The sequence below is a fragment of the Allocatelliglobosispora scoriae genome (genome assembly GCF_014204945.1).
Classification (GTDB): Bacteria; Actinomycetota; Actinomycetes; order Mycobacteriales; family Micromonosporaceae; genus Allocatelliglobosispora; species Allocatelliglobosispora scoriae.
The window spans coordinates 220,180-242,460 of sequence record NZ_JACHMN010000001.1 but is presented as its reverse complement, the minus strand read 5'-3'; the positions used below and the strand labels follow the sequence as shown (position 1 = coordinate 242,460).

Sequence of the window (22,281 nt, the reverse complement as noted above, 5' to 3'; positions counted from 1 at the left end):
ATAGGAAGCCGGTACGACAGCGTCGGATCCGCAGCAATACCCGCTCGTACCGTAGTCGTCTATTTCCATGCTCAACTACCCTTCGTGTCGATGCGGTTGCTCATCGATCGAGGACTGCGCTGCCGTGATCTCTCAGCGTGAAGGGGACGCCGATGGACGAGATCGGAACCGACTCAGTGCCGAGTCCTGCCACCACCCGCCGACGGGCCGGCCGCTGGCGCAGCATGCTCACCGTCGTCAGCGTCATCACGATGCTGCTGCTGGTCGGCGCCGCCAAATGCGCGCAGGACACCCCGCCCAAGGAGACCGTCGAATCGCTGCGGGAGAAGTCCACCACGCTCAAGGACAGACCAACCCTGCGCATAGGGGTACGCACCACGCTGCCCTTCCTCAGCTACCGGGACCCGAAGTCCGGCAAGTACAGCGGCTTCGAGATCGAGATCGCCAGGGATCTCGCCAAGGAGCTGGGCTACGCCGAGACTGAGATCGACTGGGTAACGGTGTCGACGCTGCAGAGCCGCCAGCAGGTGCTGCAGAGCGGATCCGCCGACATGGTCGTAGCGAGCTTCTCCATCACCGAGGAGCGAGAGAAGCTCTTCGACTTCGCTGGCCCCTACCTGCTGGTCCCCCAGGCCGTCCTCGTCAGCAAAGTGCGCACCAAGGCGCTGGACACGATCGCCGACCTGCGGGCGCCTGGGGTACGGGTCTGCACCGGCACCGGGTCGACCTCGGAGAGGGCGCTGGTCTCGAAGGAGATCCGCCCGGAGCCGGTCAATGACGACACCCAGTGCAAGGACGGCATGAAGTCCGGCAAGTACGACGCCTACAGCACCGACCTGCAGATCCTGGCGAGTTTCAAGGCCGAGGACTCCGAGCGGTGGGAGATCCTGCCGCTGGAGATAGCCGATACGAGCGAGCGGATCGGTGTCGCGACCCCCAACGGCGACGAAGCGCTCCGCGGGCTGATCAACTACTTCCTGAGCCAATGGCAGAAGAACAAGCTGAACAGCCCCTGGCTGCGCGCTTACGACCGCACGATCGGGCCTTATCTGGACGGCCGCTACCGGGCGCAGCCGACCATCACCGGTGCGCCGGATCTCGCCGACTACGACTCCAAGGCGGCGCCGCGATGACGAGCGGCGCCACCTCCTCCGGCCGCGTGAAGCACCGGGAGGCGTTCTGGACCCTCGTGGTCGGCCTGCCCGCCGCGTTCTCGGTGCTGCGGCTGTGGGTGGAGTCCGGCGGCGAGCTGCAGATCACCCTGCTGCTCGTCTCCAACGTCGGCCCCGCCAACCTCGCCGCCGCGCTCTTCGCCACCGTGACGCAGCTCGTCACGGTGGTGCTGATCGCGCTCTTCGCGATCGGCGGCATCCTCTGGGCGGCGCTCGACGCGGCCCCGCCGGAGAGCCGGTTGCGCGAATTCCCGCCGCTGGTGCTGCGGCTCGCGCTCTCCGCACCGGGATCGATCGTGGTCGTCGCCTTCGTCCTGGCGCTGCTCACCTGGAAGATCCTCTACCTGCCGCTGCTCGTCCCGGCGGCCGTCGCCGTGGTGCAGCGCCCGCCGTGGCGCATCCACGGCCGGTGGCAGGCGGCGACCGCGCTGACCCTCGCTGCTCTCGCCGGGTACGCCTGGCTCGTCGGCCCCGCCGTGCTCGACGCCTGGGCGGCCCGGGAGCACCTCGTCGCCGTGCTGCTGGCGCTGCCACCGCTGGTCGCGCTGGGGGTCGCCGGGCCGGTGCCGGAGCGGTTCGCCCGTGCCTTCGCCACGATCGCGCTGGTGGCCCTGCTCGGCGTGGTCGCGACGACCGCCGACTCGGCGATCAGGACCCCGATCCTGCCGCTGACGGTGACGAAGACCCAGGTCCAGGCCGAGGCGAGCGCCGAGCCCGAGGCGCCGCCGGAGTTCATCCGCGGATATGTGATCACCGCGAACGACGCGCACCTGGTCATCCTGCAGGAGCACGGGGGCGTACGCTACGTCCCGATCGGCGACGTCGTGTCGACCGTGCTGTGCGGGACGGCGCGAGAGATCCCCGCCTTCACCACCCGGGTCCGGACCTACCACGTCGAGGACTCGCTGCTCAGCGCGAGCGGCCGGCAGGTACGCCCGCAGGTCCGCATCGACCCGCAGTGCCGCATCGCCGCACCCGCCGAGGTGCGGTGAGGAGCTGACTCCCCACCGCGCCTGTTCGCACTATTTGTGGAAGAACGAGGCGTTGCCCCAGGCGGTGGTGGAGCTCCAGTCGCTGACGTTGTTGCAGTTGTTCTGGGTGAACTTCGTGCCCGCCTGGTTGGAGCCCCGGAACACCATGGACAGTCCCTGGCTGCTGCCGTAGATCGCCTGCACGATGGCGATGTGGCCCCACTGCGGCATCTCCCACTGGTCCCAGACCACGATGTCGCCGACGCGGGCGGTGCCGACGGTCATCTTGGTCCAGCCCTCCAGCGGAAGGAAGCCCTCCCACTGGTAGGCGTCGCCGACGTGGGTCAGCGTGTACCGGGTCTTGACGTACTTCACGCACTCGCAGAAGGCCGCGGCCTGGGCGGGTGCGGCCGGGGCCACGATCGACAGGGCGTTGGCGGAGAGCACCGCCGCGAGGAGGAGGCTCCACCGGCGAGCCCCCAGTTTTTTAATCGTCATGCTTCGATGCTAGGGATGTCCCGGCCCGGCATCAGCACCCATTTCTGCACCTGAACGCTCGCACCGGGGCGGCGGCACGAGGTCGGCACGAAACTTTGTTTACATTTGCATTTCTCGAACAATACGCTGCTTTAACGTTAAAGGGCTTCCGAGAGGACCTCGGCGATGAGCAGCTTCGCGGCACGGGCCATGGCCACGCTCATCCTGGCGGGGACGCTCGTCCCGGCCCCGCCCGCCGAACCCGCGACGGCGGCGAGCACACAGCTCGCCGCGACGGTCTGCGCCGTCCACTGCGACACCCGCGACCCGTCGCTTGCCCGGCAGGAGACCTTCCCCGTCCCGGAGAAGCAGGTCAACGGCCGCCGGGTCGTCCTGCACGTCTCCGACGCCGACGCCATGGCCTGGGCCAGCATCGACGCCGGACTGCCCGGCGACGGCGTGTGGCTGGACCGCTCCTTCGACGGCGGCGCCACCTGGGAGGGGCTGCTCGGCAAGGCGACGATCCCGGGCACCTGGACCGGCACCCGCACCCTCATGTTCAACCTCTCCGATCCCGTGCACCACCGGCGCGGCCAACTGCGCGCCTGCGGCGACGGCGCCGGGGTCGTCTGCACCGACTGGGCCTACCCCGCGATCTGCGCCGTCGCCTGCGACAGCTCCGATCCGGCGCTTGGCACCGGCGACAGCCAGCCCGTCGCGGCGGCCACGATCTCCGGGCGCCGCGTCGTCCTGCACTTCGACGACCGGGGCCTGGCCTGGGGCAGCATCGACACCGGGGCGGCCGGCGACGAGGTGTGGCTGGATCGGTCCTTCGACGCCGGGGCCAGCTGGCCGGGCGGGTCGTCGCTCGGCAGGGTCGGTGTCGCGGCGGGCGGCAGCGGGACGCGTACCCGGAAATTCAATGTCGGTGACCCGGCGCAGAAGCTCTACGGCGGAGCGGTGCGAGCCTGCGGCCGCGCGGTCTCCGGATCCGGCGGTGCCTGCACCGCCTGGGCGCGGCCCGGCGCGGACCGGGCCGCAGCCGCGGCCGACGCGCTGATGTGGTCCTACGCCGCCGACACCGCCTGGTGGCCGTCGAGCTGGTGGAACTCCGCCGTCGCGCTCGCGACCGTCACCGACTGGATGAAGCAGACCGGGCGCCGCGACCACCTCTGGATCGTGGCGCGCACCTTCGAGGTCAACCGGGTCGCGTTCCCGGCCGGGGTCCGCTCCTCCGACGCGATCGAGGGCCACTTCATCAGCCGCGCCATCGACGACGTCGCCTGGTGGGGCCTGACCTGGGTGCGCGCCTACGACCTCACCGGCGACACCGCCTACCTCAACGAGGCCGTCATCATCGCCAACTACGTCGCCGGGTTCTGGGACCCGGGCAGCTGCGGCGGCGGCGTGTGGTGGAACCGCGAGCGCACCTACAAGAACGCCGTCACCAACGGCCTCTACATCCGGCTCACCGCCGCCCTGCACAACCGGATCGGCGGCGACACCGCGTGGCTGGCGAAGGCGAACACGGCGTGGAACTGGTTCGCCGCCAGCGGCATGATCAACGCCGCCGGGCTCGTCAACGACGGCCTCACCCAGGGCTGCGCCAACAACGGCCAGCCCGTCTGGACCTACAACCAGGGCCTCGCGATCGGCGCCGCCGTCGAGCTGTGGCGGGCCACCGGCAACGCCGCCCTGCTCACCACCGCGCGGCGGCTCGCCGACGCGGGCACCACCTCCGCCGACCTCGTGCGCGGCGGCGTGCTCACCGAGCGCTGCGACCTGCCCGGACAGACCTGCGACGACAACGCCAAGCAGTTCAAGGGCGTCATGCTGCGCTACCTCTCCGAGCTCAACGAGGTGACGTCCGGGGCCTACCTGCCCTTCATCCGCACGCAGGCCAACACGATCTGGTCGGCGAGCCGGGACAGCCTCAACCAGCTCGGCCAGCACTGGAGCGGTGAGGCGCCCAATGTGCGCGACTGGCGTACCCAGGCCAGTGCCCTGAGCGCCCTGCTCGCCGCGGGCGTCGGGCGGACCGGGCCCATCGCGGGCATCGCGAACAAGTGCGTCGACGTCGCGGCGGGCGCGACCGCCAACGGCACCGCGATCCAGCTCTGGACCTGCAACACGAGCAATGCGCAGATCTGGTCGGTGGGCACGGACGGAACGCTCCGCGCGCTGGGGAAGTGCCTCGACATCACCAGCTCGGGTACGGCGAACGGGGTGAAGATCCAGCTCTGGGACTGCAACGGCACCGGTGCGCAGGTGTGGCAGGCGCAGGCCGGTGGAGCGCTGCGGAACCCGCAGTCGGGGCGGTGCCTGAACCCGACCGGCGGCGCGACGGCCGACGGGACCCGCCTGGAGATCCGCGACTGCACGGGCGCGGCAGCTCAAGTGTGGCGGTTGCCCGCCTGACCAGTCCAGATAAGCCCACCTGATCGACGCGCATTGCCGATGTCGTTGCCAGTTTGCGGCACTCTCGACCAGGTGGGGCTCGACACCGGCCAGGTCACCCGCACTGCGGCTGCTCTGGGGGCACGAATATCCGTCAGCGATCGCCGCCTAGACCGTCGCCACGACTGACCATCCAGCCGTGTGCTGTTCCAGCTGGGCCGTGAATACTTCCGGGCCCGGGCGCTTGGCGTCTTCCCAGCCGGCGAGGAAGTCGCGGAGTTTCATGACGGCGGAGGAGTCCTCGCGGTTGCCGAGCAGCCATCCGTCCGAGGTGAGGACGGCAGCGTTACGGGCGCTGCTGAATCCGATAGCAGTGATCCATCTGGGGCCGCCGGTTCCGAACGCGGTCAGGCTCGATTGCGGTCCGCTGTCGAGGGCGACGCAGTAGGCGCGGAAGTTCTTCCAGAGCTCGGCCTGCTCGGCGTCGTCGATGGAGAAGGCGTGCTCGGCGGTGAAGTTCGGGTGACGGAGCAGAGCCAGTGCGGCAGCCGGGTGGGCGAGATCCTCCGTGCCTCGCCAGGCTGCCGAGATCCACGCACGTTCCTTGCCTGCGTGAGCGTCGACGTAGAACTGCGGCATCCCAGTACGGGTGTCGAGTTCGGTGCTCATGTCGAGGTGAGATGCCGTACCCAGGACAGGGTTTGTCGGTTGACCTTGACCGTCGACGGTCAGGGTGACGTGGCTGATGGAGTGGGCCACCGGCGCCAGGTATACAGGTGTCGCGATCCTGCCGCCGGGACGAGTCTGCACGACCCACGACGCGGGCAGGTGAGTCGCAGCATTCCAACTGACCACTACGTCGAAGAGACCATGCCCCGACGTGCCCAGCGTGGCGTCACCGGTGACGAGGGTCAGATTCAGTACATCCCGTGTCGCGTGCGTCTGCCCGCCCGCTCTGTCCGGCCGGAGTCGGCATCGATCGACACGACGTGACCGGATGGCCCGACGATTTCAGCGAGAAGCGCGCCGGTGTAGCCCGTACCGGTACCGACCTCCAGAACCCGCATCCCCCGGCGGAGCTCAGCCCGGAGTAGCTCGTGTTCGAACGTGGACTGCACCGCGACGGAGGGCGACATGGAACTGGGTGGCGGGCTGTCGGTGTAGTGGTCGCGGGGCACGGCTGTGATCGCCGCATTGATCAGGTCGGACATCAGGTTCCTCCGGTGGAATGCTTGACGCGAATGGTCGAAGATCTGCAGGAAGCATCTCGTCGATGGACTCGACAACCCATGCACCCACGGTGCAGCGACTGTGCAGGCAACCGCCTGCGGAATGCACCGGCGGGACATCGATGATGCGGGCAATCGACCGTCCCACCAGTCGCCTAGAATCGGGACCTCGGACGATCGGGTGGAGTCTCCGTGAGCGTTGTCAATGAGTGGACAGGACGAAGCGCACACGCCCTTCAAGAGGCGCTACGCATGACCCAAGAGGCATTCGCCTCGCACCTGGGAGTGAGCCGACGCGCCGTCGCCGAGTGGAGCAGCCGTCCGGAGATGAAACCCAGCAAGGACTATCAGGAGGTGCTCGACGTCGCCCTGGAACGGGCTCCCGGTGCCGCCCGCCAACGGTTCGAATCGATCAGTCAGATCGGAATGGCATGGACCGGAGCCGAAGCCCTCACCGTGGCGATAGCGATCGTGATCCACGAAGATGCCGTCCTGCTGGTCTGCCGACGTGGGGACGACGGAAAGGGCATCGCCTGGCAGTTCCCCGCAGGGGTCGTCAAGCCGGGAGCATTGTCGAGCACGGTGGCAGTGAGGGAAACCCTGTCGGAGACGGGCGTTCACTGCGCGGTCTCACGCAGCCTCGGGGCTCGGCTGCACCCTGTCACCAGCGTGTACTGCGAGTACTTCCTCTGCGAGTACCTCGCCGGTGTCGCAGAGAACAACGACATGATCGAGAACGTCAGTGTGACCTGGGTTCCGATAACCAAGCTGGCCAAGTTCGTTCCCGCGGATACCATCCATCGGCCGATCATCGAAGCCCTGGAGAAGTCCCATGACCGAGCAGCCGCCTGACTCCCGCCCGGCGATCGCAGCCGCCGTCATCGTCCACGACGGCCGGGTGCTCATGGTGCGTCGCCGGGTGACGGAAGGCAGCCTGTCCTGGCAGTTCCCCGCAGGCCAGGTCGAGGACGGCGAGTCGGATGAGCAGGCTGCCGTCCGCGAGACCGCCGAGGAGACCGGATTGACCGTGCGGGCCGTCGGATACATCGGCGACCGGGTCCACCCCACCACGGGGCGCACCATGGCCTACATCGCCTGCGAAGCGGTCGCCGGCAACGCGCACGTCGCCGACGAAGAGGAACTGGACGCGGTCGCCTGGTGCACGACGGCCCTCCTGACTGAGTATGTGCCGTATCCGCTCTTCGAACCTGTTCAGCGGTACCTCGACTCCGCCCTCAAGGACAAATGACCAGCGAGGCTAGCCGCGTCCCGCTGGGTCGTGTCATCCTGGCTGGATGCGGGTTGCATCGATACATACGTATCCCGTGAAGGGGTGCCACCGGATGGACCGCGACACGGCGCGGGTCGAACCGTGGGGCCTGGAGGGCGACCGGCGCTGGCTGATCGTGGACGAGCACGGCCTCGGGCTGTCCCAGCACCAGCACCCGGAGCTGGTGACGATGCGGGCGGTCTCCCGGCCCGGCGGGCTGACCCTGGACGCGCCCGGGCTGTCCACGCTCGACCTCGCCGAACCGATCGACGGCGAGGCGATCGAGGCCAGGGTCTACCGGGATCGGCCGCCTGCACCGGTCCGCGCCGCGGGCCCCGAGGCGGATGACTGGCTCGCTCAGCTGCTGGGGAGCACCGCCCGGCTGGTCTGGCTCGGCGAGCCGGCGGGCAGCGTCGTTCCGTGGCGGGTTCCCGACGGCTCCAGCGCCGAGATCAGCTTCGCCGACGGCACCCCGCTGCTGCTGACCACCACCGCGTCGCTGGACGCGTTCAACGGCTGGCTGCTGGAGTCGGGCAGCGACGAGGGACCGCTGCCGATGGCCCGGTTCCGGCCCAATGTGGTGGTCAGCGGTGCCGAGCCGTGGGCCGAGGCCGACTGGGTCGGCCGGTGGATCAGGATCGGCGGTGCCGAGTTCCACGGCGTCGGCGAGTGTGCCCGCTGCGTGGTCGCGACGATCGACCAGGAGACCGGGGAGCGGGGACGGGAGCCGCTTCGGACGCTCGCCACCCACCGGAAGGCCGGTCAGGAGCTCCTCTTCGGGCTCCAGCTGACGGTGCGGGACGAGGCGGGCGAGCCCTCCCCCGACGGCCGCACGGTCAGCGTCGGCGACACCGTGGAAGTGCTGGACTGACCGGACCGCCCGCCGCGCGGTCAGGCTGTCGGCAACCAGTGCCAGGTGTTGCAGATGTCGCTTGGCGCGGCCAGGGCCGCCTGCCACGGCGCGCTGCGGCGGTCGGCACCGGCGGGAACGGTCGTCGCGAAGCGCACGTTCCAGGTACGACCCACCGCGACGATGCCCAGCGCGGCCGGGCGTGCCGGATCGCCCTTCGTGAACGCGAAGCCCTGGCTGAAGGGGCCGGTGAGCGGCTGCCCGCAGACCGCCTCGGTCGACGCGGCGATCTGGATGCTCTCCATCCGCAGACCGTCCTGGCGGGCATGCTCGATGTTGTTCTCGTGCTGGGTCTGCGACAGGCCGTTGAGGTCGTGGCGCAGCTCGACCCGGCTGCTCGCACCGCCGCCGTTCCACCGCAGATCGACGATGTAGGTGTTGATGATGGCCGGTTCACGGGAAAAGGCGCCGTGCAGCTCCACGGGCAGGCCCGGGGTCAGGACGGACCCCGGCCACTCGCCGCTCAGCTGGCCGACCCGAGGGGTGGCGAGCTGGACGAGCCGATCGATGACTGCCACACCCTCCTCACGGTTCTCTCGGCTGGCGGTCAGAACCCAGGTCAGCGCGCCGTTGACGACCACATGGGTCCGGCTGAGGTCGGAGAACCGGTACGTACCGGGGTCGTCGACGGTGATGCCGAACCCGTTCGCCCAGCGCTGCTCGGTGACGGTGGATCCGTGTTCCTCGGCCCGGTCGCGGGCGGCCTGCAGCAGCTCCGACCTCTGGTCCGGGTGCGCGGTGTCGAAGCGCCAGCTGAGCGACACGAACGGCGTCGAGCTCAGCGTGACCGAGCCGGCGTAGTAGCCCACCGCGTAGGTGCCCGGCGGCGTCTTCGGCGACCAGGAGGCGGGTAGGGGCACTCGGTCGACCGCCGGCGCCGACGGAGCCGTCGACGGCAGATCGCCCGAGGGGGGCTCCGTCGGTGTGCAGCCGACGGCGAGGAGCGCCACGACGATCGCGGCGGCGGCGCGACGGACCGAACGGGCTGGTGAACGCAACGAGGGCTCCCTATCCGAGTGATCTCACCGGTGAAAATGGACGATAGTCGGCCCGCGCAAGGCCGCGTCCAGGGGTCCGGATCCGCCGGTGTCCGGCGTCTGGGCTGGTACGCGACCCGCCCTTGTGGACTGACGAACAGGTCCTGAGTGGACGCCGGTGGTCGGCGGCGGCTTTCGGCGGGCTCCGGCGTCGTCGACTCATCGACATAGCCCCGGGCAGATATCGAACTCTCCGTAATCGCCATATCGAGTGCAATGCCTCGGTCACCCACGACACCGCCCAGGCGTGACCGTGCACGCGATCCTAGGGCAACTTAGACGATCAAGCAACATCCCTTCGGATTGTTTTGCCAGCTAGAGGTACCCGAGTGGCTCACTCGGGGTGTTGCCAAATATTTTCCCCGCACATAACTTCATCGAGCCAAGCGGCCCGAGCAGGCCGCTGACGAGCGGGGAGGCTTTACCATGCGACGGCATTTGATGTCACTCAGCGTGACGATTGCACTTGTCGGAAGTGCGTTGTTGGCTGGGTGTTCCGTGAACTCCGACAAAGCGGTTCCATCGCCGACCGCTGCTTCTCCCTCGACGGCAGCAACGCCCGGAAGCTCCGACAGCGCGTTCGGAGCAGCCGAGCCGGTGAGCGCGGCCAGCTGGTGGGTCCGGCATCCGGACCTCGCCCCTGACAGCGTTCGCCGCGCCCAGGTGCTGTTCGACCAGAAAGGCGAGGGCGATCAGTCCTGGCCGGTGGTCGGCACCGGGAAGTACGACAAGGTCATTGTGGTGATCACCTGCAATGCCGCCACGCACTACCGCGTCGAGCTGGGTTCGGCCGTCGATCCCGATCAGATCTGGACCGAAGGCGACTCCTGCGGCGGCCCGAACATCAACACTTACGAATCACCGGCGATCGATCGCTCGTCGCCGCCGGTCACCGTGCATGTCACGGCGCCGGCGAACACGAAGTACTTCGTGACGTTGTACGGGCTCACCGCAGCCAAACCCCTCCCGACGACAACCCCCTGATACAACCCCCTTGAGAAGGATGACCGCTTTGTTCACTCTGAAGAAGACCATGGCCGCGGTAGCCCTGGTCGCAGGAATCGCCGGCATGAACGCCGCGACGGCATCGTCCGCCTCGGCCAGCGACGGCGCCGTTGCCCGGGTCTGCGAGACCGGGACGTTCTACTACGAGTCCCACACCGACCGCTACATCGGCAACCCGAACACCCGCGTCTACGGCCAGGCCGGCGGCACCCTGAGCATCTCCCAGGGCCAGTCGACCACGGTCAGCGGCTCGCTGCAGACCACCGTCAGCGCTGACGCGGGCGTCGTGTTCGCGAAGGTCGGCACGTCGGTCGGCGTCACCGTCGGCCTGTCCTCGCAGGTCACCACGACGATCGGCTACACCTGGACCGTCCCGTCGAACCAGAGCACCGGCTGGATCGAGATGGGCTCGCACGGATACCAGATCTCCTGGTACAAGGGCTACTACATCTCGCCCTGCACCTGGAAGCAGTCGGGTTCGGGCACGCTGCTGGGCGCCAGCAAGAACGCGCAGTTCGCCCACAGCTGAGGATCGACCGAATAACTGATAGGCCAACGACTGGGCGGCGCGCATCTACGGGGTGAGCGCCGCCCTTCGGCTGTGCCGCGCGGGACCCGGTGCATCGAGTGGCTACGATGAGCGGATCCCAAGCTGATCGGGGCGATGGATGAAGCGTGGCGAGTACCGGCAGCTCACCGCCGCCGTCCAGAGCAGCCTGGATCGCCACAGCGACGACGGGAACATCGATCATCTGCTGTCCGGGGAGGCCCGGGCAGCGGCGGATCAGCTCTTCGCGGCCCTCCGGCCGATGACGGCATCGCGACGGTGGGACCGGATCCTGCGGCGGCGGTTCGGCGGTCGCCGGGTGCACGGAGTTCGCGCCGTCCTCGCCGAGTTCTACCGGCGCCGGGGGACGGTCGCGGACCCGCTCGACCCGTACCGGGCGATGGCCCTCTACGCGCTGGTCCACCGGCGCGACCCGGCGGGCGTACCCCCGGACCTGATCGACCTGGTCGCCGTGCTCGCGGCGAGTGTGGGCGTACGGCCCTGGATGAACCTCGCGCTGCACGCCCGGCACCTGTTCATGCAGGAGGATCAGCTCAGTCGGGCGACGATCGACCGGTCGGTGGATCTGGCACGGGTGGCCTGCGCCGTCACGTGCTCCGACACCTATCTGGGCGCCCAGGCCAGGGGTGTGCTGTCGGCCTGCGTCGCGGTGCGCTACCAGGTCGGACCCGGCACCCCCGAGGACCTGGCCGAGGCGGGCCGCGCCGCAGACGAGGCGCTGGATTACGCACGCGAGTGGGCCCAGTCGATGCTCATGTTCTCGGCCCGGGCGGCCGGTGCGATGAGAACCCTGCGGTACGAGGCGACCGGCGACGCAACCGACCTGGACGACGCCGTGACGATCCTGCGGGAGGCGATCGAGGCGGTCCGCAAACCTGACCACGACGACCTGGCCGAGGTGTATTCGGGCCTGTGCTGGGCCCTGCGGCTGCGCTACACAGAGAGCGGGGACCGCACCCACCTCGACGACGCCATCACCGTTGGGGAACTCTCCTGCGACGCGGCGATCACCGACGTCGACGACTTCGCCGTGCGGGCCGCGACCGTCATGGGCGTGCTCGCCTTGCGGTTCGAGCACTTCCGAGACATCGCCGACCTCGATCGGAGCATCGAGCTCGGGCAGCGCGCCCGGGCCCTGCTCGGACCCCGCTCCCCACGCCAGGACCTCGTCGCCATCAGCATGATGGAGTCGCTGAAGCTGCGCTACCTCGCCCGCGGAGGACCACCCGACCTGACCGAGGCGGTCCAGCTCGGCGCGGCGGCCCTCGCGGTCGTCCCCGGCAACCTCCAGCTCCGGCTGGACCTCGCCGGGGCGTACTGCACGAGGTTCCAGGCGTTCGGGGACATCGCGGACATCAACGCCGCCATCGACACCTACCGCAGGGCGGACCTCGCCAAGGAGCAGCCCTGGACCGCGGACCTGTGCCGCGAGCTGACCAACTTCTCCATCGCCCTGCGGTCCCGGTTCGAGCACAGCGGCGCCGCTCAGGACCTCGAAGAAAGCATCGCGCTGTGCCGACTCGCCCTCGATGGCGCAACGCTCCCCCCGGACACCGGGCCGGCGCTGGAGAGCCTCGGCAAGAGCCTGATCGCGCGGCACGAGATCACCGAGGACCCCGACGACCTCCGTGCGGCGGTCCAGGCGCTGACGGACGCGCGGGACGCCTATCCGCCGTCGCATCTGAGGCATCACACCGCCGATGTCGCCCTCACCTTCGCCATGCTGCGCGCGGCCAAGGCCGACGAGGACCCGGCCGTCCTCGACCGAGCGATCGAGCACACCGGGCGCCTTGCCGCCAGCAACCACACGACTGTCGAGACCGCGTCGGTCCTCTACGCCAACCTCGGATCCACGCTGCATCTCCGCTGGCGGCGGACCGGTTCGGCCGAGGACCTCGAGCTCGTCGTCGACGCCCTCCGGCGCTGCCTCGCCCTCACCCCGGCAGACCACATCGAGCACGGGCGGCGCGTTGGCAACCTCGCCACCGCGCTCCGCCTCCTGCCTGCCGGGGACGCGCGGATCGAGGAGAGCAACCGACTCGCCGCCGACACCCTCGCCGACGAACTCGTACCGGCCCACATGCGAATGAGAGCGGGAGCCGAACTCGGCGAGGCCCTCGCCCGGGCGGGACGGTGGTCCGAGGCGGCGCAGGTCTACGCGCGATGCGTAGCGCTGCTGCCCCTCGTCGCCATGGTCGGCATGCCCCGCCACGACGGCGAGCGTGCCCTCGCCGCGTGGCCGACCCTCGCCGCCGACGCGGCCGCCTGCGCGCTCCAGGCCGGGGACGAGCGGCTGGCGCTGCAGGTGCTGGAGCACGGGCGGGCGGTGCTCTGGCAGCAGCTCATCGACACGGACTCCGACCTCGGCGAGCTGGCGGGCGCGCATCCCGACCTCGCCGAGCAGCTGCGTGAGCTTCGGGAGGCGATCGACCGCCAGCCGGGTGGCATGTGGGCGGCGGGAATGCTGGGCCATGCCGTCCCTCATCAGGATCCCGCGGTCGAGGGCCGGGTGGAGATGGTGCACCGGTGGAACCGGCTCACCACGACCATCCGCGAGCTGCCCGGCTTCGCCTCGTTCCTCGCCCCGCCGGGCGTGGACGAGCTGCTCGCCGCCGGTGCCGAAGGGCCGGTCGCCATCATCAACGTCAGCGGATGGCGGTGCGACGCGCTCATCGTGGGTCCGCACGGGCTCGCGGTCGTGCCGCTGGCGGGCCTCACCAAGCACGACGTGTACGCCAGGTCCAACGCCTACCTGGACGCACTGCGCGAATTCGAGGAGGCGGACCTCACGGCACAGACCCTGGACCGGCTGGAGACCACGCTCAACGGGACCGTCGAGTGGCTGTGGGACGTGATCGCCGAGCCGGTGCTGGACAGCCTCGCCCTCGGCCCCTCGCAGCGCCTGTGGTGGTGCCCCACCGGACCGCTGACGCTGCTCCCCCTCCAGGCAGCGGGGTACCACGGCGCGGACGACGGGCGCGCGGTCGTCGACCGGGTCGTCTCGTCCTCCACCCCCACCCTGTCGGCGCTGATCCGCTCGCGGCTGCCGCGGCCGCGTGCCCGGCGCGGCGAGCAGGTGCTGTTCGTCGGCGTGCCCGAGACGGAGGGCATGCCGCGGCTGCTCAACGTCGGCCGCGAGCAGGCCGCACTCACCGCGCTCCTGCCCGCCGGAACGGTGGTGGCGCACACGGGCGCGGACGCGACGCGCCGGCGGGTCCGCGAGGAACTGCCGGACTTCGACGTCATGCACCTGAGCTGCCACGGCGTCCAGGTCCTCGGCCTGCCGTCGGAGGGCGGCATCATGCTGCACGACGGGATGCTCACCGTCACCGAGCTCGGCTCGCTGCGCAGCTCCGGCGAGCTCGCCTTCCTCGCCGCCTGCATGACGGCGACCGGCGGGCTGCGCGTCCCCGATGAGGCCGTCAGTCTCGCGGCGGCGCTGTACTTCTCCGGCTGGCGCGACGTCGTCGGTACGCTGTGGACCGTTTTGGACACCCACATCCTCCAGGTGACGACGGCCTTCTACCGGGAGCTGCGCGACGCCGACGGGGTGCTGGACCCCGGCCGCAGCGCCGTCGCCCTGCACGCCGCCGTCCGGGAGCTCCGGGACCGGGACCGGTCCCGTCCGAGCACGTGGATGTCATTCCTCCACATCGGACGATAGGCGGAAGTCCGCATAGTCGAAGCCGGGTGCCACGACGCAGCTGACGAGGACCTCCACGTCGCCCGCGGGCCGGGCGGCCTGCCAGACCCCGCCCGGGACGAGCACCTGGGGTTGCTCGCCGTTCTCGACGGCCGGGCCGACCCGGATGACGGTCGGGGTCGCGCTGGGCTGCTCGCCGTCGCCGCCGAGCAGGAGGTCCAGCGGGCCGCCGCGATGCCACAGCCACACCTCGTCGGACCGCACGGTGTGCCACAGCGACCGCTCCCCCGGGCACAGCAGGAAGTAGATCGCGCTCGCCGCGGCCCGGGGTCCTGGGTAGCCGTCGGGGTGGAGGGTCTGCGCGGTGGTCCAGGTCTCGGCGAACCAGCCGCCTTCGGGGTGGGGTTCCAAACCAAGCACTTCGGCGAGTACGGGACGGTTGCCGACGGTCATGGTGACGCCTCCACGAGGATCTCGGGCAGGGGAAGGCCGAGCGGTCGGGGCCGGTATCGGGCCGGGTTGAGCGAGCGCCCGATCGCCGGCGAGGTGCTGTGCGGCCCGTAGAGGTCGTAGTAGTGGGCCAGCAGCCCGCTGGCTTCGAGCACATGATCGGTACGCGTCACGTTGTGCCCGTCCGCGAAGCCGTGGCGGGGGTGGGCGAGCACGCACGCGCCGAGCATGAGGGCGGCGCAGATGAGGTCCGAGTGCGATTTGGTGACGCTGTCGGCCTGGTGGAAGTTGACGGGGTAGCCGTCGGCGAGCACGGTGACGTCGACCTGGTCGGGCAGCTCGTAGCGGTAGCCGATGTTGCCCAGGTCCACCACGGACACGGCGGCCGCGGCGAGCCGCGGCAGGTCGAACTCGGTGTCCCGGCTGCTGACGCTGGCCAGGAAGCAGTCTCGGCGCAGCGCCAGGAAGTGGGGTGCAGTCATGCTGGTCCGCCCGGTCGTGCCGATGACCAGCAGCGGAGCGTGGTCGGCGAGGAGTGCGGGCAGGTGCTGCCCGGTCGTGAAGCCGGTCTCGTGCGCGGCGATCAGCCGGACGAGGTCGCGGTCGTGGACGGCGACGCGCATGCCCCGGTCGCGCAGGATCGCGGCGATCGCGGCGCCGATGTTGCCGTATCCGATGACGAGGGCGGGCTGGCCCTCGACCTTCTCGTCGGGCAGGAGGTCCATGATGTTGAAGATCGCGGCGTCGGCGATCCAGTTCGACTCGATGGTGCCCTTGAGCCGGGACTGGGCCACGGTCAGGACGGGCAGCGGCAGCTCGGGGAACGGTTCGAGCTTGAAGATGCCCGACATCGTCTGCTCCACCACGCCGATGTAGGCGGCCAGTACCTCGGCGGCGTCGGTGAGCAGGGCGGGCAGCACGTAGCCGCCGTCGTCGACGGCGAGGCAGCGCAGGCCTTTCGCGGCTGCGCGGCGGGCGTGGTCGCGTACCCCCTCGATGGTTTTGCCGACCGGGAACACGGCGACGCCGCGGTCGGCGAGCGAGGCGTCGATGCGGCGGCGCATGCGGTAGGCGTACTCCTTGCGCAGGACCGTGATCGCGTCGGCGGGGACGCCGAGGTCGATCGCCGCGTCGACCATCGGGATCAGGTCGGTGACGAAGTGCCCGGTGATGATCAGCGCGATGCCGGCCAGCGGGCGGGCTGCGCGGTAGTCGGCGGCGAGGCCGAGGGTGAGCGGCAGCTGGGCGTGCAGCGCCGCCGATTCGGTCCCGGTGAACCCGACCTCCTCCGCGGTTCTGATCACGGATGCGAGCAGCTCAGGCGTGGTGCCGCCGCGATCCTCGACGAGCAGCACCAGGTTGCGGGTGGCGGCCGGGCGGCTCCTGGCGTCGGCGGGTCCGGTCATGGCGAGCGTCGCGCTGCCGCCGCCGGCAAGCGTGAGGTGGTAGGAGTGGGTGCCCGTCGGCTGGAGATTCGCGCCGAGGTCGGCCAGGCGGCGCGCGTGGGACTGCAGCAGGAGGGCCGCCTCGTCGGGAGAGGCCTGGAACTCCGTGGTGACCAGCAGGCAGCAGCCCGGCGTCGTCATGAACTGAAATTTACGCCGAATCAACAAATATCGTCATAAAGCTTTCGGGTGACTCCGGCTCCCGGGGACCGCGGGGACCCCCGTCGCCAGGGGTCCCCGCGGTTGTTCAGAGGCTGTAGATGTGCTTGACCCCGCCGAGCGCCAGTGCGGCCGCCGAGGTGCCGCGGACACCGGAGTTGAGGTTCCGCCAGCCGTTGTTGCTCGCCGCCTCGTGCACGTAGCCGCCGGCGGTGGTGTAGATGTTCTTGACCCCGCCGTTGTTGATCGCGGCGAGCGAGCCGTCCGACACCCCGGTGATGCCGGTCCACAGGTTCTGCCAGCCGGCGTTGCTCGCCGCCTCGTAGACCCGGCCGCCGACGACCGTGTAGATGATCTTCGTGGTGCCGACCGTGATCGCCGCCACCGCCGAGGCCGGGATGCCCGTGCTCAGGTTGCGCCAGCCGTTGGCGCTGTGCGCCTCGTGCACGACACCGCCGACGATGCTGTAGATGTACTTGACACCGCTGAGTGTGATCGTCGCGATCGAGGCGGAGGAGACGCCGGCGATGCCGGTGTTGAGGTTGCGCCAGCCGTTGGCGCTGTGCGCCTCGTGCACGTATCCGCCGACCACGCTGTAGATGTACTTGACGTCGGCGACGTTCAGCGCCGCGAGGGCGGTGCCCTGCGCTCCCTGGATGCCGGTCCACAGGTTGTTCCAGCCCGCACCGCTGCCGGCCTCCAGGATCCGGCCGCCGTTGAGGGTGTAGATGATCTTCGTGCCGCCGACCGTGATCACCGCCGCCGCCGCGCCCGTCACCGCGCCCGAGGGGCCGGAGACCGGCAGCGCCCGCCAGCCGTTGTTGCTGGCCGCCTCGTAGACCTGCCGCGCGCCGCCGCCGGGGTTCTGTGCGATGTAGACCAGCGGGCTGATGTAGTTGCCGTTCGGGTCGATCATGTGCCAGTGCACGTGCGGCCCGGTCGAGCTGCCCGAGCCGGGCGCACCGGCGGCACCGCCGGACAGTCCCACGATCGTGCCCGCGCCGACATAGGTCCCGTTGGCGAGGTTGAACTGCGACAGGTGCAGGTACTGGCTGCGGTAGCCGTCAGCGTGGGCGATCGTCACGGTGTGCCCGCCGGCGCCGTTGTAGGGGGTGTTCGTCACGGTCCCGGCACCGCAGGCGGGCAGCGGGGTGCCGACCGGCATGCCGAAGTCGATGCCGCCGCGCGACCCGCGGGCGAGGTGGCCCTCCCAGGTGTCGGTGATCGGGTAGGCGGCGAACGGGTTGTAGATCGCCGGTGCGGCGTACGCGGCTGCGGGCAGCAGCGCCCCGGCACCCACGGTGAGCGCGCCCGCGCCCAGGGCGGTGGCCCGCAGCAGCGTGCGCCGGCTCATGCCGGGTACGAGCACGGGCTCGCCGCCGCCGCAGCAGTTGCTCTCGTCGTCCTGCTTCATTCTCGCTCCTTCTGCGACCAGGGCGATCGCATCCATGGACGTGGCTGGTGACGTGGTCTGGCAGGCTCGGCACCGATCGCGTGGCACGCAGCCGTCCGAGCAGACCGAGACGGCCTGCTGCGCAGCTTTCGGCGGGTGGGCGTGAGAGCCGCTGGCCTCTCACATTCGGATGGATGAATCTGCTCTCATCGTGCGGCATCGGCCCACACGGGAGCACATCCGATCTTCACACGGACCGCGACTAGACCAGACCGGCCAGCTTCGCGCGCAGGTCGGCGGCGTCCGGATGGCCCAGCTCGTCGAGCATGGCGAGCGCCTGCCGCCAGGCGTCGGCGGCGGCCCGGTGATCGCCCGCCGCGTGGTGGGCGTCGCCGAGGTGCGCCAGGGTGATCGTCTCGTAGTACGGGTCGGCGAGCTGGCGCAGCACCACCAGCGCCTCCCGGTAGTGGACGACCGCCTGCCGGTGGTCGCCGTCGCTGGCGAGCGCGAAGCCGAGGCTGTCCAGCGCGTTCGCGAGCCCCTCCCGGTCGGCGAGCTCCCGGTGCACGTCGACGGCCTGCTCGCAGTACTTGACCGCGTCGCTGTACTGGCCCAGCTGGGCGTGGAGCCAGCCGACGCTGTTGAGGGCCTGCCCCCGGCCGATGTCGTGGTCGGCCGACTCGAACCGGTCCAGCGCCTGCTCGGCGTCGAGCAGCGCGGCGCCCTGGTCGCCCTGTCCTTCGTGGACGAGGCTCATCCGCAGGCTGGTGTACGCCTGCCCGACCAGGTCGTCGAGCTCGCCGAAGAGGTCGTCGGCACGGCGCAGGTGGACGTGCGCCTCGTCGTAGCGCTTGAGGCGGTTGTAGGCCAGGCCCAGGCTGCCGTGCGCGTGCGCCTGGCCGATCCGGTCGGCCACCCGCTCCACGACGGAGAGCGCGGTGCGCTGGCTCGCCACCCAGTCGTGCCAGTGCCCGGACCGGTCCAGGAAGGTCGACAGCGCCGAGGCGAGCTGCCACGCGTAGGTGCCCAGGTCGGAGTCGGCGGCCCGGCTCAGCGCCGCGAGCAGCACCGCGTGCTCCGCCGCGAACCAGGCCGACGCCTGCTCCGCGTCGGCGGACTCCGCCACCACGGCGCCCCGGTCGGGCGGCACCAGGTCCAGCTTGTAGCGGTGCGGGTACATCAGGACCGCTGCGGCGTAGGCGCTGTGCAGGTAGTGGGAGAGCAGCCGGCGCAGCGCCGCGTGCTGGTCCGGCGCGCTCTCGGTACGCTGCGCCAGCTCCGCGGCGTAGGCCCGCAGCAGGTCGTGCAGCGCGAACCGGCCCGGGACGTGCTCGGTGATCAGGTGCGCGCGGACCAGCTCGGCGAGCAGCGGCCGGACCTCGTCCGCCGCGACACCGGCGAGGCTGGCCGCGGCGTCCACGCCCATGTCCTGCCCGGGATGCAGCCCGAGCAGCCGGAACAGGGCGGAGACCGAGGGCGTCAACCGCCGGTAGGACCAGGAGAACGCCGCCTGCACATCGGTGGTGAAGTCGTTGGCGCCCTGCGGCCGCAGCCGCTCCCGGACGGCGGAGAGCTCCGCGGAGAGCGACCCGAGCGGGAAGGTCGGATGGACGGCGGCGCGCGCGGCGACCATCGCCAGCGCGAGCGGGAGCCGCGCGCACTGGACCGCGATCGTGTCGGCGGCCTGGGGGTCGGCGGCGACCCGCTGCGCGCCGAGCCGCCCGACCAGGAACTCCCGCGCCTCGGTCCCGGACAGGACGTCGAGGGAGACCGGGTGGGCGCCCTCCAGCGCGACGAGGCCGATCAGCTGGTCGCGGCTGGTGATCAGGACCATCCCGCCGCGCCCGCCCGGCAGCAGCGGCCGGACCTGCTCCTCGTCGACCGCGTTGTCGAGCAGCACCAGGACCCGGCGCCCCGCCACGAGGCTGCGGTAGAGGGCGGCCTGCGCGTCGAGACCGGCCGGGACCCGCTCCGGCGGCACCCCGAACGCGTCGAGGAATCCCCGCAGCGCCTCCCCCGGCTCCACCGGCCGGGCACCCGGATGGAACCCGCGCAGGTTGACGTAGAGCTGGCCGTCGGGGAACCGGTTCGCCGCCTGCTGCGCCCAGTGCACCGCGAGCGCCGTCTTGCCAACCCCCGCCGTACCCATGACGACGGCGACCACGGTGGCGGCGGTCGACGCGGCATCGGAGTCGGGGGCGAGCGCGTCGAGGTGGGCCAGCTCCGTGCCGCGGCCGGCGAATCCCCGGACGTCCAGCGGCAGCTGTGCCGGGACCGGGATGGTGATCGGCGGCGGTGGGCGGGTGCTGCCCGGGCCGGCCGGATCAGGCTCCACCGGCGGATCGAGGGTGCGGTCGCCGAGCAGGATGCGCCGCTCCAGGTCCTGCAGCTCGTGGCCGGCGTCCAGGCCGTACTCCCCGTGGAGCGTCTGCCGTGCGCTGCGGTACGCACTGAGGGCATCGGTGATCCGGCCGCTGCGGTGCAGGGCGACCATCAGCTGGGCGACGAAACGCTGCCGGACCGGGTTGGCGGCGACGGCGTCGGTCAGCGCCGGCACGATCGCCGCGTGGTTGCCGCACCGCAGCTCGGCGTCGAAGAGCTGCTCCAGCGCCCCGTCGCGCTGCTCGCTGAGGTAGGCGCGGGCGGCGGTGGCGAACGGTGCGCGTACCCCCGCTAAAGGCAGCGTGCCCCGCCACAGCCCGAGGGCCTCGCGGAGCAGGCCCACGGCGGCGCCGGGCGTTCGTGCCGAACGGGCCTGCGCGACGAGGGCCGTGAAGACCGCCAGGTCCAGCCGGCCGGACGAGACATGCAGGGCGTAGCCGGCGGCCTGACGGTCCACTCTGGCCAGCGGCTCGTCGCCGTCGTGGTGCAGGACGGCCCGCAGTGCCGACACCATGTTCTGGACCTGCACGTTCGCCGTCCGGGGCGCCGCGCCGCCCCACATCGCCTCGATGATCTCAGCCGTCCCGACCACACGGTCGGCGCGCAGCATCAGGAACGCGATGAGGTCGAGCTGCTGGCGGCGGGCGAACTGGAGCGGCTTCCCGTTCGCGACGACCTCCACCGGGCCGAGCACGCGAAAGTTGCAACCGTCGCTGTCGATCATCAGCGCGATCGTAACCGGTATGGATGAATAGTCCATAGGAAGCAGCCGGGGCGCAGCCGCTTCCAGGCAGGTCAATCCCAGAAATAGCACAGCCAGGAGTACGGGTGGGAGTAGTTGGTGTAGTTGGCGTAGGCGTGGGAGCCGTAGCGGCTGACACACCACGGGGTGAGGTTCACCGTCCCCAGGTACTGCGTCGTGCCGGTGTAGGCCTGGCAGCGCCAGCCGTAGACGTTGTAGGAGACGAGGACCGGCTCCTGCTGCACCTGGCCGTACTGCTGCTCGCAGGCGGCCCACACGTCGACGTAGGCGGTCCCGGCCTGCGCCGCGGTCGGCGCGACGAAGATTCCGGCGAGCACGAGCGCCAGCGAGGTGGCGGCGGTCGCGAGTCGTCTGCGCCGTAAGGGTTGGCCGGGCTGGATCATCAGGTCTCCTCGGGACGGGGAAGGGGACGGGCTCGGTAGGCCAGAATACAGTGATGATTGTCAATGGTCGAGACTGCGGGCATGGAGTTCTTCTGCTACCACCGCGACCGGCACGGCTCCGCCGACCTGCGCGAAGCGCTGACGGAGGAGCACTGGTCCTACATGGACCGGTACGCCGCGGAGCTGATCGCGCGCGGGCCGACGTTCACCGACGACGACACCCCGACCGGCAGCGTGCACATCGTCGACCTCCCCGACCCGGCAGCCGCCCGCGCGTTCGCGTTCGACGAGCCCTGCTACCAGGCCGGTGCGTTCCGGGACGTGCTGATCCGCCGGTGGCGCAACCTGCTGGGCCGCACCATGTGGGAGTTCCCGGGCGGTCGCGACGGCACGTCCTACCTGGTCATCGGCCTCGGCACCGGGGACGCCGGAGACCCCGTCCCGGCGGATCGTGAGGCGCTGATCGCCTACGGACCGCTGCTCTCCGACGACGGCGCTACCTGGCTGGGGACCGCCGCGCTGGTCCGCGCGGCCGACCCGGCCGCAGCCCGCGCGATCCTTGATCCCGACCGGTACGCGGTGATCGAGGTGCACAACTGGGAGTTCGGCGGACGGCGCTGAGGTCGT

General features: G+C 70.5%; 19 protein-coding genes. 10 read left to right on the top strand and 9 right to left on the bottom strand.

The features are described from left to right. Positions 1-152: 152 nt before the first annotated feature. Positions 153-1,133: a transporter substrate-binding domain-containing protein gene (locus F4553_RS00985; RefSeq protein ID WP_184830906.1), complete on the top strand. Its 981-nt coding sequence runs from the start codon at positions 153-155 to the stop codon at positions 1,131-1,133. Continuing rightward, on the top strand, positions 1,130-2,164 hold the full coding sequence (locus F4553_RS00980) for a hypothetical protein (protein WP_184830904.1): 1,035 nt from the start codon (positions 1,130-1,132) through the stop codon (positions 2,162-2,164). Before F4553_RS00985 ends, F4553_RS00980 begins: the two co-directional genes overlap by 4 nt. Before the next feature lie 30 nt (positions 2,165-2,194). Here F4553_RS00980 and F4553_RS00975 read toward each other — a convergent pair whose 3' ends face one another. Continuing rightward, positions 2,195-2,641 carry a CHAP domain-containing protein gene (locus tag F4553_RS00975; RefSeq protein WP_184830902.1) on the bottom strand — a complete coding sequence of 149 codons (447 nt, stop codon included), beginning with the start codon at positions 2,639-2,641 and terminating at the stop codon, positions 2,195-2,197. 165 nt (positions 2,642-2,806) lie between these two features. Here F4553_RS00975 and F4553_RS00970 point away from each other — a divergent pair, with 165 nt between their 5' ends. Then, positions 2,807-5,038 carry a glycoside hydrolase family 76 protein gene (locus F4553_RS00970; RefSeq protein ID WP_184830900.1) on the top strand — a complete coding sequence of 744 codons (2,232 nt, stop codon included), beginning with the start codon at positions 2,807-2,809 and terminating at the stop codon, positions 5,036-5,038. Positions 5,039-5,185: 147 nt separating this feature from the next. Here the strand turns inward: F4553_RS00970 and F4553_RS00965 are convergent, their stop codons facing one another. Next, positions 5,186-5,686, bottom strand: coding sequence for a hypothetical protein (locus tag F4553_RS00965; protein WP_184830898.1), 501 nt, complete (start codon positions 5,684-5,686; stop codon positions 5,186-5,188). Between the two features lie 248 nt (positions 5,687-5,934). Beyond that, positions 5,935-6,228, bottom strand: a complete 294-nt coding sequence (locus F4553_RS00960) for a methyltransferase domain-containing protein (protein WP_184830896.1) — start codon at positions 6,226-6,228, stop codon at positions 5,935-5,937. A 270-nt stretch (positions 6,229-6,498) separates the two neighbouring features. Here F4553_RS00960 and F4553_RS00955 point away from each other — a divergent pair, with 270 nt between their 5' ends. Genes F4553_RS00955 through F4553_RS00945 form a run of 3 tightly spaced genes read left to right on the top strand, consistent with a single transcriptional unit; the run spans position 6,499 to position 8,387 of the window. Beyond that, positions 6,499-7,098: an NUDIX hydrolase gene (locus F4553_RS00955; RefSeq protein ID WP_221469643.1), complete on the top strand. Its 600-nt coding sequence runs from the start codon at positions 6,499-6,501 to the stop codon at positions 7,096-7,098. Next, positions 7,079-7,495 carry an NUDIX hydrolase gene (locus F4553_RS00950; RefSeq protein ID WP_184830892.1) on the top strand — a complete coding sequence of 139 codons (417 nt, stop codon included), beginning with the start codon at positions 7,079-7,081 and terminating at the stop codon, positions 7,493-7,495. The genes F4553_RS00955 and F4553_RS00950 overlap by 20 nt, the downstream gene beginning before the upstream one ends. 46 nt (positions 7,496-7,541) lie before the next feature. Further along, positions 7,542-8,387: an MOSC domain-containing protein gene (locus F4553_RS00945; RefSeq protein ID WP_184830890.1), complete on the top strand. Its 846-nt coding sequence runs from the start codon at positions 7,542-7,544 to the stop codon at positions 8,385-8,387. 20 nt (positions 8,388-8,407) lie between these two features. On the opposite strand, the gene F4553_RS00940 is transcribed toward F4553_RS00945, so the two are convergent. Further along, the gene (locus tag F4553_RS00940; RefSeq protein WP_184830888.1) at positions 8,408-9,424 is read right to left on the bottom strand and encodes a hypothetical protein; all 1,017 of its coding nucleotides are present in this window, start codon (positions 9,422-9,424) and stop codon (positions 8,408-8,410) included. Between the two features lie 636 nt (positions 9,425-10,060). Here F4553_RS00940 and F4553_RS00935 point away from each other — a divergent pair. The 3 genes from F4553_RS00935 (at position 10,061) to F4553_RS00925 (ending at position 14,700) form a co-directional block, all read left to right on the top strand. Next, positions 10,061-10,447, top strand: a complete 387-nt coding sequence (locus F4553_RS00935) for a hypothetical protein (protein WP_221469642.1) — start codon at positions 10,061-10,063, stop codon at positions 10,445-10,447. Between the two features lie 28 nt (positions 10,448-10,475). Then, entirely contained in the window at positions 10,476-10,997 is a 522-nt protein-coding gene (locus F4553_RS00930; protein WP_184830884.1) for a hypothetical protein, read from the top strand. Positions 10,998-11,136: 139 nt separating this feature from the next. Then, positions 11,137-14,700 carry a CHAT domain-containing protein gene (locus tag F4553_RS00925; RefSeq protein ID WP_184830882.1) on the top strand — a complete coding sequence of 1,188 codons (3,564 nt, stop codon included), beginning with the start codon at positions 11,137-11,139 and terminating at the stop codon, positions 14,698-14,700. Here the strand turns inward: F4553_RS00925 and F4553_RS00920 are convergent. From F4553_RS00920 to F4553_RS00900, 5 genes are all read right to left on the bottom strand, one after another. After that, a complete protein-coding gene (locus F4553_RS00920) occupies positions 14,677-15,132 on the bottom strand; it encodes a cupin domain-containing protein (RefSeq protein ID WP_184830880.1) in 456 nt (151 codons plus the stop codon). The two genes, F4553_RS00925 and F4553_RS00920, sit on opposite strands and share 24 nt — an antisense overlap. After that, positions 15,129-16,715, bottom strand: coding sequence for a Rossmann-fold NAD(P)-binding domain-containing protein (locus F4553_RS00915; RefSeq protein WP_184830878.1), 1,587 nt, complete (start codon positions 16,713-16,715; stop codon positions 15,129-15,131). Before F4553_RS00915 ends, F4553_RS00920 begins: the two co-directional genes overlap by 4 nt. Positions 16,716-16,821: 106 nt before the next feature. Next, positions 16,822-18,147, bottom strand: coding sequence for a M23 family metallopeptidase (locus F4553_RS00910; protein ID WP_221469641.1), 1,326 nt, complete (start codon positions 18,145-18,147; stop codon positions 16,822-16,824). A 241-nt stretch (positions 18,148-18,388) separates the two neighbouring features. Then, on the bottom strand, positions 18,389-21,232 hold the full coding sequence (locus tag F4553_RS00905) for an AfsR/SARP family transcriptional regulator (protein ID WP_184830876.1): 2,844 nt from the start codon (positions 21,230-21,232) through the stop codon (positions 18,389-18,391). A 71-nt stretch (positions 21,233-21,303) separates the two neighbouring features. Beyond that, a complete protein-coding gene (locus tag F4553_RS00900; RefSeq protein WP_184830875.1) occupies positions 21,304-21,654 on the bottom strand; it encodes a hypothetical protein in 351 nt (116 codons plus the stop codon). Between the two features lie 81 nt (positions 21,655-21,735). Here F4553_RS00900 and F4553_RS00895 point away from each other — a divergent pair, with 81 nt between their 5' ends. Beyond that, entirely contained in the window at positions 21,736-22,275 is a 540-nt protein-coding gene (locus tag F4553_RS00895; protein WP_184833094.1) for a YciI family protein, read from the top strand. The last annotated feature ends 6 nt before the right edge of the window (positions 22,276-22,281 follow it).